Here is a 14,228-nt window from a genome sequence, read left to right as displayed (position 1 = left end):
AATGAGTACTGAAATCGCGCCTGAAACCGCGAGCGAAACTGCTTTCGATATCCGCCGCGTCCTCAATGCGCTGCCTCATCGCTATCCTCTTTTGCTGGTCGATCGGGTAAGATCGATCACTCTCGGCGAGGAAATTCACGCGGTGAAGGCGGTGAGTTTCAACGAGGAGTATTTTCAGGGTCATTTCCCTGGTCGGCCGATTATGCCGGGCGTGCTTCAGATTGAAGCCCTGGCGCAGGCTGCGGCGATTCTCGGAATAGAAACGCTCGAACTGGCGGGTACCGGGAAGCTGGTTTACTTCATGGGCGTCGATGGCGCGAAATTTCGTGCTCCTGTGGAACCGGGCTGCTTGCTGGATTTGAATGTTTCGTTCCTCCAGAAGCGTAGCCGGGTCTATAAATTCAAAGGTATCGCCAGCGTTGAAGGAAAAACGACCTGTGAATGTGAATTCACAGCGATGATTGCCGATCCCCCCGAATGACCCGGTAGACGGGGAAGGGCTTGCAAATATGCGGCCTTGCCGCTAGGCGCCCGCCTTTCCCGCACACAGCGCGCCCGGTCGGAACCGGGCTCGAGCTAGCAAGGATTTATGCCATGAAGGCCGATACGCATCCCGACTATCACACGATCACCGTCAAGATGACCGACGGGACCGAGTTCCAGACCCGCTCGACATGGGGCGCCGAGGGCGACACGCTCACGCTCGATATCGACCCGACCAGCCACCCGGCGTGGACCGGCGGTAAGCAGCAGATTCAGGAAGGCGGTCGTGTGGCGGCATTCAACAAGCGTTTTGGCGGTCTCAGCCTCAAGAAGTAACGCTTGCCATAGTTTCAGTGGCCTTCGGGCTATTGGGGAGGGCGGTCCGACGGGGCCGCCCTTTTTCGTTTATCAGCTACTTACTGTGGCATTCACGCATGATCGATGCAGCGAGTCGCGATCGGGCGTGCTTGCAACCGGGCGCGGCTAATTAGCTTACCGCAAACGGCGCACTTGCCATATGTGCCATTCTCGATCCGGGCGAGGGCAGCGCGCACCTGAGCGATTTCTTCGCGCAATATAGAATCGACACCTTCCAGCGCTTCATCATCCGACAGGTCCACGGCCTGTTCTTCTGAATCGGCGTCGAGTGGGTGGCGCAGATCGTCTTCGATATCGTCTACCCGGTTCAAGAGGGTAGCAAGACGATCTTCGAGTTGCGCTTTCAATTCGACAAAATTGTGCACTTGTGTCTCCCTCAGGTTCGTTTTGGTTTTTGGTAGCGGCAGCGGGCATAATTGTTGATTTGCATCAAGTTCAGAGCCACGGCTTCTCGCGATACCACTTTGTAATCACATACTTGGTGCCAGCGCGTACTTTCATCCCATGATGTAAGGTATTCGGGTTTGGGCGGCCGTCGGCGCGTCTATTATTCCAGCACATCAATTTACCGGCTTCGGGCTGAACAGTCTTTTTGATCGCGCCGAATCGTGTGCCGCCGCCTGCCGTTACATCGTTGAGATAGACCATGAATGTCCACGTCCGCTGTCCGGCGACGGCACAATATTTTTCCCAATCCGGCCCATTGGGTTCGAAGTAATCGGTATGGGCTTTGAATTCCTGCCCCACTGCATAGCGTTGACCCTGCACAGGTTCCCCAAAGGCCGGATCGATAGCGTTGAGGGAATACAGCCGCGATTCGAGATCTTGTACGGCAGCTTCGTCGGGGTCGAGATCGCACGTCTCGCTGGTTCGGAAATAATCATCGCCATTGGCATCTGCGATTGTGGAAGGGCGGCGATTGGCGTCGATCAGTTCAATCAGGCGATGGCAGAGCGCCAGCGGCAGAAAATCGCGCAACTGGAACAATTCCAGCTTGGGGGAGGGGATGATCTGGACGGGCGCGTTCGCTCGCAAAATTGTAGCAGAAGATTCGCCCTGAGCGGTCATCTGCGAAGGATAGAATAAACCATCAGGCGAAACAATCTTACGTGATGCGCGGCGTGGCGCAGTTTTTGCTTTCAAAACCGTTTCGCGTATGCAACAGGCGCACGCCCGTGCCGGAACCCGCTTGACGGGGCCGTGTACGGCTCTAAGTGGCCCGCTTTACGGCATTGGCCGGGGCATATGGCGATCGTAGCTCAGTTGGTTAGAGCGCCGGTTTGTGGTACCGGAGGTCGGGGGTTCGAGACCCCTCGATCGCCCCATTTCCCCTCCTCGTTGCCGGGCGCGCAGCGCCAGATTTCTATGGCACGAGCAGGGGCCTGATATGACCGCTTTCTGGACTGAACCCGATTATGACGATCACGAGCTGGTTCAGCTTGTTCGCGATCGGAAGTCCGGGCTTACTGCCATTATTGCGCTGCACTCCACCCACCTTGGCCCCGCTGGCGGCGGAACACGGTTTTGGCACTATGCTGAGCCGAAAGCCGCTTTGCGCGATGTTCTGCGGTTAAGCCGCGGGATGAGTTACAAGAACGCCATGGCCGGGCTGCCGATGGGCGGTGGCAAGGCTGTTATTCTGGCGGACGAGGATCGCACAAAGTCACCGGAACTGATCGCTGCATTCGGCGATGCGGTCGATGCGTTGGACGGCCGTTATGTTACTGCCGAAGACGTGGGGATCACCGAAGCGGACATGGTAGCGGTGAGCCAGCGGACATCGTTCGTATCAGGCCTTCCTGTGGGTGAAGGGCAGGCAGGTGGCGATCCGGGTCCATTCACCGCGATGGGGATCTACCTCGGCATCAAAGCTGCTGTGGCGCACAAGCTGGGCAAAGACAGCATGGCGGGCGTTCGCGTGGCATTGCAGGGCACCGGATCGGTTGGGGGCGGGGTCGCTCGCTTGTTGGCAAAGGATGGTGCCAGGCTGATCCTGGCCGATGTCGATAGCGTGCGGGTGCAGGCGCTGGCCGATAAGATCGGCGCAGAAACTGTCGCACCCGATGCGATCATGACAACGCCATGCGATGTATTCAGCCCCAATGCTCTGGGCGCAATTCTCGATGAGGAGAGTATTGCGAAGCTCGAGTGCCCGATCGTGGCGGGGGGGGCGAACAATCAGCTCGCTCGCGCGCATCACGGCGCGTTGCTGGCCGAGCGGGGTATCCTTTACGCACCGGATTATGTCATCAACGGAGGCGGGATCATATCGGTTGCGCTCGAATATTTCGCGCGTGTCGAAGGTCACGCCTGCGATGTGACCGAGGTCAATGCGCGAATCGCCCAAATTCCTGAGCGGCTGCGCGAAATTTGGCGGGAGAGCGAAAACACCGGAGTTTCGTCCGATGTTGTCGCGGACCGCATGGCGCAAAAGCTGATCGGACGCTGATCCTTTGACATAGGGCGCAAGTGCCCCTTGTCGTAAGGGGCAGTGCCTGCCAAAGCATCCGCTCGAGGACAGACTTCATTCGATGCACGGCTTCGCCAATCCCAAGCGCTTCCTGACGATCGCGCGCCCGCTGACACCGGCCTTGCTGGTGCTCGGCTCGCTTTTGCTTTGTGCTTCACTGACTTATGGGCTGTTTGTGGCCCCGGCAGAGCGGTTGCAGGGGGAGACGGTCCGCATCCTGTTCGTTCATGTTCCGGCCGCATGGCTGGGCATGGCGGGGTGGAGCGTGATCGCGATGGCCAGCATCGCCGAAATCGTCTGGCGCCATCCGCTGGCGGCCATCGCAGGGCGGGCCGCTGCGGTTCCCGGTGCATTGTTTACAGCTATCTGTCTGGCGACCGGCTCTCTTTGGGGGCGCCCTGCGTGGGGCACCTGGTGGGAGTGGGATGGGCGGCTGACGTCGATGCTGGTCCTTCTGTTCCTGTATTTTGGCTATATCGCTCTGGCGGGAGCGACCGCGCGGGAAGGCGTATCTAGCCGAATTTCCGCGATTTTCGGGATTGTAGGGGTCATCAACGTGCCGGTGATCCATTATTCGGTTCTGTGGTGGTATTCGATTCACCAACCGCCCAGCCTGAGCATGGGCAAATCTGCGATGGCACCCGAATTCCTGTGGCCTCTGCTTGCCGCGACATTGGGGTTTTCGCTTATTTTTTCAGCAGTTGTGCTTATGCGGATGCGAGCCTTACTCGCTGACGCGCAGGCCGAGGCGCGGTTGCGGCGCAAAGCGCTCGACAGCGACCGCGGGTCGGCGCAGGGAGACTGGTAATGCGTGCCGGACTGGACCCGTGGCCTTTCGTGATCGCTTCTTATGCTCTTGCGATCATTGCGACTTTTGCGCTCGTCTGGTGGTCGTGGCGGGCTATGCGACGGGCTGAGAAGCGACGTGAGGAGGTACGACGCAAATGAGCGAAGAAGCCACTTCTCATCCGCTGAAAAAGGCGAAGCATCAACGACTTGCGCTGGTTGTTGTGGCGGTTATTGTGTTGGTCGCGGCTGCCCTGATCGCCACCTGGGCGCTTCGCAATCAGGCCAGTTTCTTCTATGTTCCCAGTGAAATAGTGAGCGATCCGCCACCCGCAGGGCAGGCGGTTCGGTTGGGGGGGATGGTCGAGGCGGGATCGCTGGTGACCAAGCCCGATGGCGTGACGATCGATTTCGTCGTCGGCGATGGCGATGCGAGAGTTCCCGTTGAGTACAAGGGGATAGTCCCCGATCTCTTTCAGGAAGGGTCGGGCGTTGTCGCCGAAGGCCGGATGCTGGCGAACGGTACGTTCAGAGCCGACACCCTGCTGGCCAAGCATGACGAAAACTATATTCCGCGTGAATTGCAGGATATGACCGCGGCGCAGAAGCAGGCGGCCATTGAAGAAACCACTAAATGAGTAAGGCATTCAAGTGATTGCAGAACTTGGCCTTGCGGCGCTCTGGCTCGCAGCCGCGCTGGCTGTGCTTCAACTCGTATTTGGCACCATCTTCACCTTAAAAAGTGCGGAGAAAGCCGAATTTTCGCAGATAGTTAGGCCTGCGGCGGCGATGCAGGGCGTGTTATGTGCGCTTTCTTTCCTGATACTCACCTGGTTATTTGCCCGAACTGACCTGTCAGTGAAGCTTGTTGCGATGAATTCGCATTCGATGAAGCCGATGATCTTCAAGATCGCCGGAACATGGGGCAACCATGAAGGATCGATGCTGCTGTGGGTCACGGTGATGGCGATGGCGGGTGCGCTGATCGCATTGATCGAGCGGCGGCTGCCGGAACGCACCATGATGGCGACGCTGGCGGCGCAGGCTTTCGTGGGACTGGGGTTCTATGCCTTCCTGCTGTTCAGCTCGAACCCGTTTGAGCGGCTGGACCCGCCCGCTCTGGAGGGGATGGGGCTGAACCCGTTGTTACAGGACATCGGCCTCGCGTTCCATCCGCCGACGTTGTATTTTGGATATGTCGGCTTGTCGGTGGCATTCAGCTTTGCCGTGGGGGCACTGCTCACCCGGCAGGTGACGCCGGACTTCGCCCGTGCAATGCGCCCGTGGGTGCTGGGGGCGTGGATTTTCCTGACGGTGGGAATCACCGCAGGTTCTTACTGGGCCTATTACGAACTGGGCTGGGGCGGCTGGTGGTTCTGGGATCCGGTCGAGAACGCCAGCCTGATGCCCTGGCTGGCGGCGACGGCATTGCTCCATTCGGTCAGCGTGCTGGCTGCGCGCGACGCATTGCGGGCGTGGACCATCATGCTGGGCGTTGTGGCGTTTTCGATGAGCATGGTGGGCACGTTCCTCGTCCGCTCAGGCATTCTCACCAGTGTTCATGCCTTCGCGGTCGATCCTGAACGTGGCAGCTTCCTGCTGGCTCTGCTGGCGATTTATATCGGCGGCGCGCTGCTGGTGTTCGCGATGCGGGCGGGCAGCGTGACCGAAGGTGAACGCTTCTCTCTGGTCAGCCGCGAAGGCGCGCTGGTGGTCAACAACGTGATGCTCTCGGCCATCCTGGGGGTGGTCCTGCTCGGCACGCTCTATCCGCTGCTGACGGAGGCGTTCGACGTGCGGGTTTCGGTGGGGCCGCCTTATTTCAATCCGGTGTCCGCGATTTTCGCGCTGCCGATGCTGTTGGTGATGGCGGTCGGCCCGCTGCTGCGCTGGAGGCATGACAGTGCGAAGCGGATCCGGCCCGAACTGATCCTGATCGCGGTGCTGGGTCTGGTGACACTGGCCGGAGTGGTCGCATTCGCGGGGATCGCTGTGTTGCCCACTCTGGGCATCGCGCTGGCGGTGGTTGTGATCGTGGCCAGCGTTATGCCGTTGCGCGGGCGCAAGCTGCGTCTGCTGCCGCTGGCGACATGGGGCATGGTGATCGCGCACCTGGGCATCGGCGTGTCACTGCTCGGTATGGCCAGCGAAACCGCATTCACGCAGGAGAAACTGGCCGCAGTAAAAGTGGGCGATACCACGCAAGTTGGCCCGTGGACGGTAAAGCTGGATCGGATCGATCCGGTCGCCGGCCCGAACTGGACCGCACTCGAAGGCGTTCTGGAGGCCAGCTATCGCGGCGGCAAACCGGTGACCATCGATCCGCAGTCCCGCAATTTCTGGTCCCCGCCACAGGAAACCAATGAAAGCGCATTGATTACCCGCTGGAACGGGCAGCTATACGCGGTGCTGGGGCGCGAAGCGGGTGAAGGGCGCTGGCAGTTGCGGCTGTGGTGGAAACCGCTCGTCACGCTGATCTGGATCGGTGGGATGATGGTGGCACTGGGCGGCGCACTGGCGCTGATCGGCCGGGTCTATACCGATCTGCGGCGGCGGCGGGTGATGCGTAAGGCGGTCGAGCGCCGGTCGGAGGCGAGCGCGTGAAACACTGGCGTTATTTCCTGCCGCTGGCGGTGTTCGTCGCCTTTGTCGGGGTTGCCGCATGGCAGCTTACCCGGCCGAGAGACGATTTCGTGCACAGCGCGATGATCGGCAAGGAAGTGCCCTCGTTCGATTTGCCCACCGCTGTCGGGGACCGGCCCGCCTTGTCGACCGCCAATCTTAAGGATGGTAAGCCCAAGTTGCTGAATATCTGGGCCAGCTGGTGCATCCCCTGTGCGGCAGAGGCGCCGCAACTGGCCCGTTTGCAGGAAGCAGGGGCGACAATCGTGGGAGTGGCGATTCGCGACCGGCCGGAAGATGTCGCCGCGTTTCTGGATCGTTACGGTAATCCTTATGCCCGCATCGGGCGCGACGATCTGAGCAAAGTGCAACTATCCATCGGCAGTTCGGGTGTGCCTGAAACTTTCGTGGTCGATGGCAACGGGGTGATCCGGTATCAGCATATCGGAGACGTGCGCCCTGAAGATGTGCAGCTGCTGCTCAGCAAGCTGGAAGAGGCGAAACGATGATTCGCAAGCTGTCCGCGATGGTGTTTGCGCTGGCGCTGCTGGCTCATCTCGCGCCACTGGCACAGCCAGCGATGGCGCAGGACGATCTGCCACCTGCACCCTATGCCTATCGCCAGCTCGACGATCCGGCGCAGGAGGCCAAGGCGCAGGCGCTGATGGAAACCTTGCGGTGCCTGAAATGCCAGAGCCAGTCGATTGCCGATTCGGATGCCTCGATGGCAGGCGACATGCGGAGCGAAGTGCGCCAGCGCATCGCGGCGGGCGAAAACCCGGAAGCGATCCGCCGCTGGCTGATGGACCGTTATGGCGATTACGTCAGCTACAAGCCTGAAGTGAGCGAAACGACCTGGCCGCTGTTTGCCGGGCCGCTGATACTGTTGCTGATCGCTGCTGCGGTGCTGTGGCGGCGGCTGGGGGGCAAGCGCGGATGACTTACCTGCCGATTATATTGCTGGCGGTGCTGGCGCTGGGTTTTGCGATTGTCGTACTGCGCTTGCCGCGTTCGGCATGGACGCTGTTTGCCGCGGCATTGGTGTTCGGCCTCGCGGGTTATGCTTTGCAGGGTTCGCCCGGATTTGGCGGATCGCCGCGCGCTGCCGTGGAAGACCCCGACCAGACCGGCGGCGCACTGGTGGAAGCGCGCCGTTCGCTGTTCGGGCCGAACCCGCCCAGCAGTTATGTTACGATGGCCGATGGCTTTGCCCGTCAGGGGCAATTCGCCACTGCGGCGGGCATCCTGCGATCGGGGGTCGATGCCGATCCGAACGATACGGAGGCGTGGATCGCGCTGGGCAACGCATTGGTACAGCATGCCGATGGGCGGCTGAGCCCGGCGGCGCTCTATTCCTATGCTCAGGCGCGCAAGCTGGAACCCGACAGTCCGGGGCCGGGGTTCTTCCTTGGCGTGGCGATGATTCGCGGCGGCGATCTGGCCGATGCGCGTGCGCTGTGGGCCGATATGATCGCCCGCGCACCCGCCGATGCGGAATGGCGCGAACAGTTGCAACAAAGGCTCGATATGCTCGATGCATTGATTGCGCGGATGAACAGTGGAAAGCCGACGGAGTGATCCGGCCAAAAAATGCTGCCGAGTCGCTGCATTGCGAGCGTATGGGAGTGGTGATAAGCGCCGCTCCTTTGGCCATGCATGCATGGCGCGCGGTTAACGGCGAAGGGGTATTACCCGGATGAGTCAGGCGGTCGCAGACAGCGAAGACGGCAGCGGCCAGAGCGGTGATCGAAAGGTCAGTGCCAAGGTCAAGCTGGCGGTCGGTGCTGTCGGTATCGTGTTTGGCGATATCGGCACCAGCCCGATCTATGCCTTTCGCGAAACGTTTGTGGGGCCACACCCGCTCACACTCGATACGCTGCACCTGCTGGGTGTCGTCAGCCTGATTTTCTGGGCGATGACATTCGTGGTGTCGCTGCAATATGTGACCGTGCTGATGCGCGCGGACAATAACGGGCAGGGCGGCACGCTGGCGCTGGTGGCGCTGATTTCCAACAAACTGGGCCGGTCGAGCTATGGCTGGGTCGCGGTTATGCTGGGCGTGTTCGCGACGGCGCTGTTTTACGGCGATAGTATGATCACGCCGGCGATTTCCGTGCTGTCGGCGGTGGAAGGGCTTACTACGGTAGAGGCGCGACTGGGCGAATTCGTCATCCCCATCGCGCTGACCCTGCTGATCGCGCTGTTCCTGCTGCAACGACGCGGGACGACGACCATCGGCAAGCTGTTTTCACCGGTGATGCTGACTTATTTCTCGGTGCTGGCGTTCCTTGGAATCATCCATATCGTCGATCACCCTGCTGTGCTCGCCGCGCTGAACCCGTGGTACGCTGTGCAGTTTTTCATGACCGACAAGACGCTGGGTTTCCTCGCGCTCGGTTCGGTGGTGCTGGCGGTAACTGGGGCGGAAGCGCTCTATACCGACATGGGCCACTTTGGGCGCGGGCCGCTGCGGATCAGCTGGTTCGGCTTTGTCATGCCGTGCCTCCTGCTCAACTATTTCGGGCAGGCGGCGATGATCCTGAATATGGAAGCGGCGGCCGCTGCGGAAGCGATCAAAAACCCGTTTTTCGTGATGGCGCCCGATATGTACCGCCTGCCGCTGGTGCTGCTGGCGACTTGTGCGACATTCATCGCCAGTCAGGCGGTGATTTCGGGGGCGTTCTCCGTCACGCAGCAGGCGATCCAGCTCGGTTTCGTGCCGCGCCTTTCGATCCTGCACACTAGCGAAACCGAACATGGCCAGATTTACATTCCGTTCGTGAACTGGGTGCTGATGATCGCGGTCATCCTGCTGGTGCTGACGTTCCGCAATTCTTCCAACCTCGCCAGTGCCTATGGCATTGCGGTGACGGGGGCGATGCTGATCGATACCTGCCTGATGGCGGTGCTGTTCATCGCGGTATGGAAATGGAAATGGTGGATGGCGATACCGATCGCCGGGGTGTTCTTCCTGGTCGATGGCGCGTTCTTCGGTGCGAACCTGCCCAAGGTGCCCGATGGCGGCTGGTTCCCCCTGCTGGTCGGCGCGATTGCCTTTACCTTCCTCACCACATGGGCGCGCGGTCGCAAGCTGATGCGCGAACGGATGAGTGAAGTGGCGCTGCCGATAGAAATTTTCGCCAAAAGCGCACGCAATTCCGCCACGCGCGTGCCGGGCACGGCGATCTTCATGGCATCGAATACTGGCGGTGTGCCCAGCGCGCTGCTGCATAATATCAAGCACAACAAGGTGCTGCACGAACGCGTGGTGATCCTGACCGTGCAGATCGCGGGCAAGCCGTTCGTCGATCCATCCAAACGGATCGAAATCAACGAGGTGGGCGACGGCATCTTCCGCATGGTGATGCACTATGGCTTCATGGAAGAAACCGATGTGCCCGCCGCGCTGAAAGGGTGCGAGGCGTGTGGCGGTATGTTCGATATGATGCAGACCAGCTTCTTCCTCAGCCGACAGACGCTGCTGCCGTCGAAGAATCCGGGTATGTCGATCTGGCGGGAAAAGATTTTCGCATGGATGCTGCGTAATGCGGCGACGGCGATGGAATTTTTCCGCCTGCCGACCAATCGCGTGGTCGAACTGGGCAGTCAGGTCGAAATCTAGCTTTCCCGGCTGGCTTTCTCGTGCGGTGGAGAGGCACGGGTTGGGCTTCCCAGCGACAGAGGGGGGCGGGGTTGCAGGCTGGTTTATAAACCGGACACCGACGCTGATACCCGCGTTCGCAATACCCTCCTGGCCTTGAGCCAGGGGCCCGCTTCTGCTCGCACCGTGCCGGAAGATAAGCTGGACCCCGGATCAGGTCCGGGGCGACGGGTGAGGGGAATTGCGGTCCCGTGTCAGAGGAGTGCAGGGCGCATCCAGTTGCGCCCCACATGGGACATCAACCCACAGGCGGCGGGTTCTCTTCCTCTTCCATCACGCCTTCAGCGCCCAGACCATGCTTCAGCAGCATCGGGATCTGGCTGAACGTGAACAGGAACGTCAGCGGCATGAAGACCCATAGCTTGGCCCACAGCCAGTCGCCAAAGCTGAGGAAATGAACCAGCCCCTGATTGAGAGCAGCCAAAAACAGGAAGAACACCCCCCAGTTCCGGCTCAGCTTGAGCCAGCCCTGTTCGTCCAGCCCTTCGAATGCGGCCTCCAGCAGCCATTGCAGCAAGGCCTTGCCGCGCATCCACCCTGCGATGAGGACGAGGCCGAAAAACACATACAACACCGTCGGCTTGATCTGCACATAGACCGGATCGCGCAACAGGATCGTAAGGCTGCCGAAGCCGACGATCAGAACTGTCGACAACATCAGCATTCGCGATATCTTGCCGGTAAGCCATTTGGACAGCGCCAGCGCCACCAGCGCTGCAACGATAAACGCGCCGGTGCTGTGGATCACAGCCAGCAACACGCCGACCATGTCTTCCTTATCTTCCGGAGCGTAATACCAATAGACCGACAGGAACACCAGCAGCGGCCCGTAATCGACCGCGACGTTCAGCCAGCCCGAAGGCTTCTTTTCAGGTTGTTGGTCGGCCATCATGCCACTCCAGCAATGACGCGTGCGACCAGATCGGGATCGAACGGACGCAGGTCCTCCAGTTTTTCACCTACACCAATGGCGTGGATCGGCAGCCCAAACTGTTCGGCTGCAGCCACCAGCACACCGCCGCGCGCAGTGCCATCGAGTTTAGTCATAATAAGTCCGGTGACACCGGCAACTTCCATGAATGTTTCAATCTGGTTCAATGCATTTTGGCCGTTGGTGGCGTCGAGCACGAGGATCACGTCATGCGGCGCCTCTGCATTCAGGCGGCCCAGCACACGGCGAATTTTGGCCAGTTCGTCCATTAATTCGCGCTTGTTCTGCAAGCGGCCCGCAGTGTCGACGATCAGCGCGTCGATCCCCTGTTCGGTTGCCGCCTTCACACCGTCGAACACGATGGAGGCCGGGTCGCCGCCCTCTGGTCCGCGAACGATCGGCGCACCGATGCGTTCGGCCCATGTGGCCAACTGGCCGATGGCAGCCGCGCGGAACGTGTCGCCCGCCGCCAGCATCACGCCGTAATCGTCTTCCTGTAGCCAGTGGGCCAGCTTGGCGATTGTGGTGGTTTTGCCGCTACCATTGACGCCGATCACCAGAATGACTTGCGGACGGGGAAAAGCGACGATTTCCAGCGGTTTCGCCACCGGGCGCAGGATCGCGGCGATTTCTTCGGCCACCGCCTCGCGCAATTCCTGTTCGCTGATTGCCAGTCCGAAGCGCTTTTCCGCCAACCGATCGCGGATACGGCGCGCAGCGGCGGGGCCGAGGTCGGACACGATCAGCGCATCTTCGACATCGTCGAGCGTCGCATCGTCGAGTTTGGCCGTGCCAACCACGCTCGTCAGATTATTCGACAGCCGTTCGGATGTTTTGCGGAAACCGCCAAACACGCGCTCTGTCCACGAAGGGGAGCTGGGTTCGTTCATGCCAGAAGGCCTTCTTCAACCCGTGTGGGGGTGACGGTTGCGATGGTATCGGGCGCGGTGCCGTGCGGTACACGCACCCGGGCGAAGTCCGGCGCATGGCCGCATCCATCGCGTTCGGCAAGGACTTCTATTGATTTGCCGATCTTTGATGCAAGCCATTTACTGCGGACCAGACCAACTGTTTCGCGCAGTTCGGCCGCGCGTTCTTTTACCACCGCCCGTTCGACTTGCGGCATTCGCGCCGCAGGGGTGCCGGGGCGGGGGGAATAGGGAAATATATGCCCGTGCACGATATCCAGTTCGCGCACGATGGAAAGGTTGGCCGCATGATGGGCCGCCGTTTCGGTGGGGAAGCCAGCGATCAGATCCGCGCCGATGGCAATGTCCGGTCGCTGCGCCTTCAACCGTTCGACCAATGCCGCCGCGTCCCCCCGCAAATGGCGGCGCTTCATCCGTTTCAGGATCAGATCGTCGCCGTGCTGCAATGACAGGTGCAGATGCGGCATCACGCGCGCCTCTTGCGCCAGCAGCTCTTCCAGCAGTGGATCGATCTCCACCCCATCGACCGATGACAGGCGCAGCCGCAGGACTTGCGGAAAGGCATCGAGGATCGCCTGCACCAGAGTGCCAAGGCGGGGGGCATCCGGCAGATCGTGCCCCCAACTTGTAAGATCCACACCGGTCAGAACGACTTCGCGCGCGCCCGATGTCAGATCGTGTTCGATCAGGCGCAGCACTTGCGGAACGGGGAGAGACCGGCTGGGCCCACGGCCTTGCGGGATCACGCAGAACGTACAGGCATGATCGCACCCGTTCTGCACCGCGATAAACGCGCGACTGTGCTGGCGCGGAGCGAGCGTGGTGTCGGCGGGGGCATTCCAGGCCCGTGCGTCGAGCTTAGAGGCATTGGCGATCAGGCCGTCCACCTCTGGCATGGCGGCAATCTGCTCGCGCTCCACTTCCGCCGCGCAACCGGTGACGATCAGGCGTGCATCGGGGCGCTCACGGCGCGCACGGCGGATTGCCTGACGTGTTTGCCGCACCGCTTCGCTGGTGACGGCGCAGGAATTGACGACCACGGTTTCACGCGGTTCGTTCGCCAGCAAGGCGCGGATGCGCTCGCTTTCCGAAAGATTCAGGCGGCAGCCAAGCGAGACGACTTCGACTGCGCTCATGCGTAGTCGGTCCATTCGAAACTGCCGATAAAGCTGGTGGTGGCCGGGCCGGTCATCATGATACGGCCTGCCTCGGTCCATTCGATGTCGAGGGTGCCGCCCGGCAGGGTGACTGCGATCCGGCGCCCGCTGACCACGCCCCGACGGATCGCCGCCACGGCGGTGGCACAGGCACCGGTGCCGCACGCGCGGGTCAGACCGCTGCCGCGTTCCCACACCCGCAGATCGATCGAGGCGGGGCCGGTCACTTGTGCGACGTTGACGTTGATCCGTTCGGGAAACAGCGCATCGCATTCGATTTCAGGCCCCAGACGTTCCAGCGGAACCGAAGGGCCATCTTCGACAAAGAAGATCACATGCGGATTGCCGACGTTGACCGCGCAGGGATTTTCGAGGTTTTCCCAGGCGACCGGCATAGCGAGCGTATCCATCGCATAGGCGAGCGGAATCTCATCCCACCCGAAGCGCGGCGTGCCCATATCGATCCGGGCGCCGTTATCCATTGGTTCCATCGCAATGGTGCCGCCCGCGGTTTCGACGCTGGCTTTGGCCCCATGCAGTAAGGCGACCGCTCTGCTGGCATTGCCGCAGGCCTCCACTTCGCCGCCGTCGGCATTGAAAATCCGCATCCGGAAATCGGCCACGTCGGACGGTTGAAGTACGATCAGCTGATCGCAACCGATGCCGGTACGGCGGTCGGAAATGGCGGCGGCGGTGGCCGGGCCGATAGGGGGAAGGGCATCGATGCGCGCGTCGAGCACGACGAAATCATTGCCCAGACCGTGCATTTTGGTGAAAGGAATACGCATCGTTGCGCGTATTTATGCGTCCC

At 60.9% G+C, this 14,228-nt stretch carries 16 protein-coding genes and 1 tRNA gene; 11 read left to right on the top strand and 6 right to left on the bottom strand.

All coding sequences use genetic code 11. The features are described 5' to 3' along the window. The first annotated feature begins 1 nt into the window (after position 1). Both fabZ and rpmE read left to right on the top strand, forming a co-directional pair. The gene (fabZ, locus tag CV013_RS06765; protein WP_102154463.1) at positions 2-481 is read left to right on the top strand and encodes a 3-hydroxyacyl-ACP dehydratase FabZ; all 480 of its coding nucleotides are present in this window, start codon (positions 2-4) and stop codon (positions 479-481) included. Between the two features lie 113 nt (positions 482-594). Then, on the top strand, positions 595-819 hold the full coding sequence (gene rpmE, locus CV013_RS06760; protein ID WP_095011872.1) for a 50S ribosomal protein L31: 225 nt from the start codon (positions 595-597) through the stop codon (positions 817-819). A gap of 92 nt (positions 820-911) precedes the next feature. Here the strand turns inward: rpmE and CV013_RS06755 are convergent, their stop codons facing one another. Together CV013_RS06755 and CV013_RS06750 are read right to left on the bottom strand one after the other, a co-directional pair. Beyond that, a complete protein-coding gene (locus tag CV013_RS06755) occupies positions 912-1,226 on the bottom strand; it encodes a TraR/DksA family transcriptional regulator (protein ID WP_102154462.1) in 315 nt (104 codons plus the stop codon). A 70-nt stretch (positions 1,227-1,296) separates the two neighbouring features. Then, entirely contained in the window at positions 1,297-1,929 is a 633-nt protein-coding gene (locus tag CV013_RS06750) for a prolyl hydroxylase family protein (protein ID WP_102154586.1), read from the bottom strand. 180 nt (positions 1,930-2,109) lie between these two features. Between CV013_RS06750 and CV013_RS06745 the strand changes: the two genes are divergently transcribed. From CV013_RS06745 to CV013_RS06705, 9 genes are all read left to right on the top strand, one after another. Next, positions 2,110-2,186: transfer RNA gene (locus tag CV013_RS06745), tRNA-His, on the top strand. Between the two features lie 62 nt (positions 2,187-2,248). Next, positions 2,249-3,310 (top strand): Leu/Phe/Val dehydrogenase, encoded by a 1,062-nt coding sequence (locus CV013_RS06740; protein ID WP_102154461.1) that lies wholly within the window; start codon positions 2,249-2,251, stop codon positions 3,308-3,310. Between the two features lie 82 nt (positions 3,311-3,392). After that, positions 3,393-4,139 carry a heme ABC transporter permease CcmC gene (ccmC, locus tag CV013_RS06735; RefSeq protein WP_102154460.1) on the top strand — a complete coding sequence of 249 codons (747 nt, stop codon included), beginning with the start codon at positions 3,393-3,395 and terminating at the stop codon, positions 4,137-4,139. Positions 4,140-4,275: 136 nt separating this feature from the next. Further along, positions 4,276-4,755, top strand: a complete 480-nt coding sequence (gene ccmE / locus CV013_RS06730; protein ID WP_102154459.1) for a cytochrome c maturation protein CcmE — start codon at positions 4,276-4,278, stop codon at positions 4,753-4,755. A 13-nt stretch (positions 4,756-4,768) separates the two neighbouring features. Beyond that, on the top strand, positions 4,769-6,721 hold the full coding sequence (locus tag CV013_RS06725; RefSeq protein WP_102154458.1) for a heme lyase CcmF/NrfE family subunit: 1,953 nt from the start codon (positions 4,769-4,771) through the stop codon (positions 6,719-6,721). Then, entirely contained in the window at positions 6,718-7,248 is a 531-nt protein-coding gene (locus CV013_RS06720) for a DsbE family thiol:disulfide interchange protein (RefSeq protein ID WP_102154457.1), read from the top strand. The genes CV013_RS06725 and CV013_RS06720 overlap by 4 nt, the downstream gene beginning before the upstream one ends. Further along, positions 7,245-7,679, top strand: a complete 435-nt coding sequence (locus CV013_RS06715; protein ID WP_408057017.1) for a cytochrome c-type biogenesis protein — start codon at positions 7,245-7,247, stop codon at positions 7,677-7,679. Before CV013_RS06720 ends, CV013_RS06715 begins: the two co-directional genes overlap by 4 nt. Beyond that, positions 7,676-8,317: a tetratricopeptide repeat protein gene (locus tag CV013_RS06710; RefSeq protein WP_102154456.1), complete on the top strand. Its 642-nt coding sequence runs from the start codon at positions 7,676-7,678 to the stop codon at positions 8,315-8,317. The genes CV013_RS06715 and CV013_RS06710 overlap by 4 nt, the downstream gene beginning before the upstream one ends. 109 nt (positions 8,318-8,426) lie before the next feature. Continuing rightward, positions 8,427-10,361, top strand: a complete 1,935-nt coding sequence (locus CV013_RS06705; protein ID WP_408057022.1) for a potassium transporter Kup — start codon at positions 8,427-8,429, stop codon at positions 10,359-10,361. A 277-nt stretch (positions 10,362-10,638) separates the two neighbouring features. Here the strand turns inward: CV013_RS06705 and CV013_RS06700 are convergent, their stop codons facing one another. The 4 genes from CV013_RS06700 to dapF are packed head-to-tail and all read right to left on the bottom strand — an operon-like array spanning position 10,639 to position 14,205. After that, positions 10,639-11,289, bottom strand: coding sequence for an inner membrane-spanning protein YciB (locus CV013_RS06700; RefSeq protein WP_102154454.1), 651 nt, complete (start codon positions 11,287-11,289; stop codon positions 10,639-10,641). Then, complete coding sequence (ftsY, locus tag CV013_RS06695; protein WP_102154453.1) at positions 11,289-12,221, bottom strand: signal recognition particle-docking protein FtsY; 933 nt, start codon at positions 12,219-12,221, stop codon at positions 11,289-11,291. Before ftsY ends, CV013_RS06700 begins: the two co-directional genes overlap by 1 nt. Beyond that, positions 12,218-13,396 carry a MiaB/RimO family radical SAM methylthiotransferase gene (locus CV013_RS06690; protein ID WP_102154452.1) on the bottom strand — a complete coding sequence of 393 codons (1,179 nt, stop codon included), beginning with the start codon at positions 13,394-13,396 and terminating at the stop codon, positions 12,218-12,220. The genes ftsY and CV013_RS06690 overlap by 4 nt, the downstream gene beginning before the upstream one ends. Further along, entirely contained in the window at positions 13,393-14,205 is an 813-nt protein-coding gene (gene dapF / locus CV013_RS06685) for a diaminopimelate epimerase (protein ID WP_102154451.1), read from the bottom strand. Before dapF ends, CV013_RS06690 begins: the two co-directional genes overlap by 4 nt. Positions 14,206-14,228: the final 23 nt, after the last annotated feature.

This window comes from Tsuneonella flava (assembly GCF_002870965.1).
Classification (GTDB): Bacteria; Pseudomonadota; Alphaproteobacteria; order Sphingomonadales; family Sphingomonadaceae; genus Tsuneonella; species Tsuneonella flava.
The sequence above is the reverse complement of the archived record's forward strand: the minus strand, read 5'-3'. Positions and strand labels throughout refer to the sequence as shown.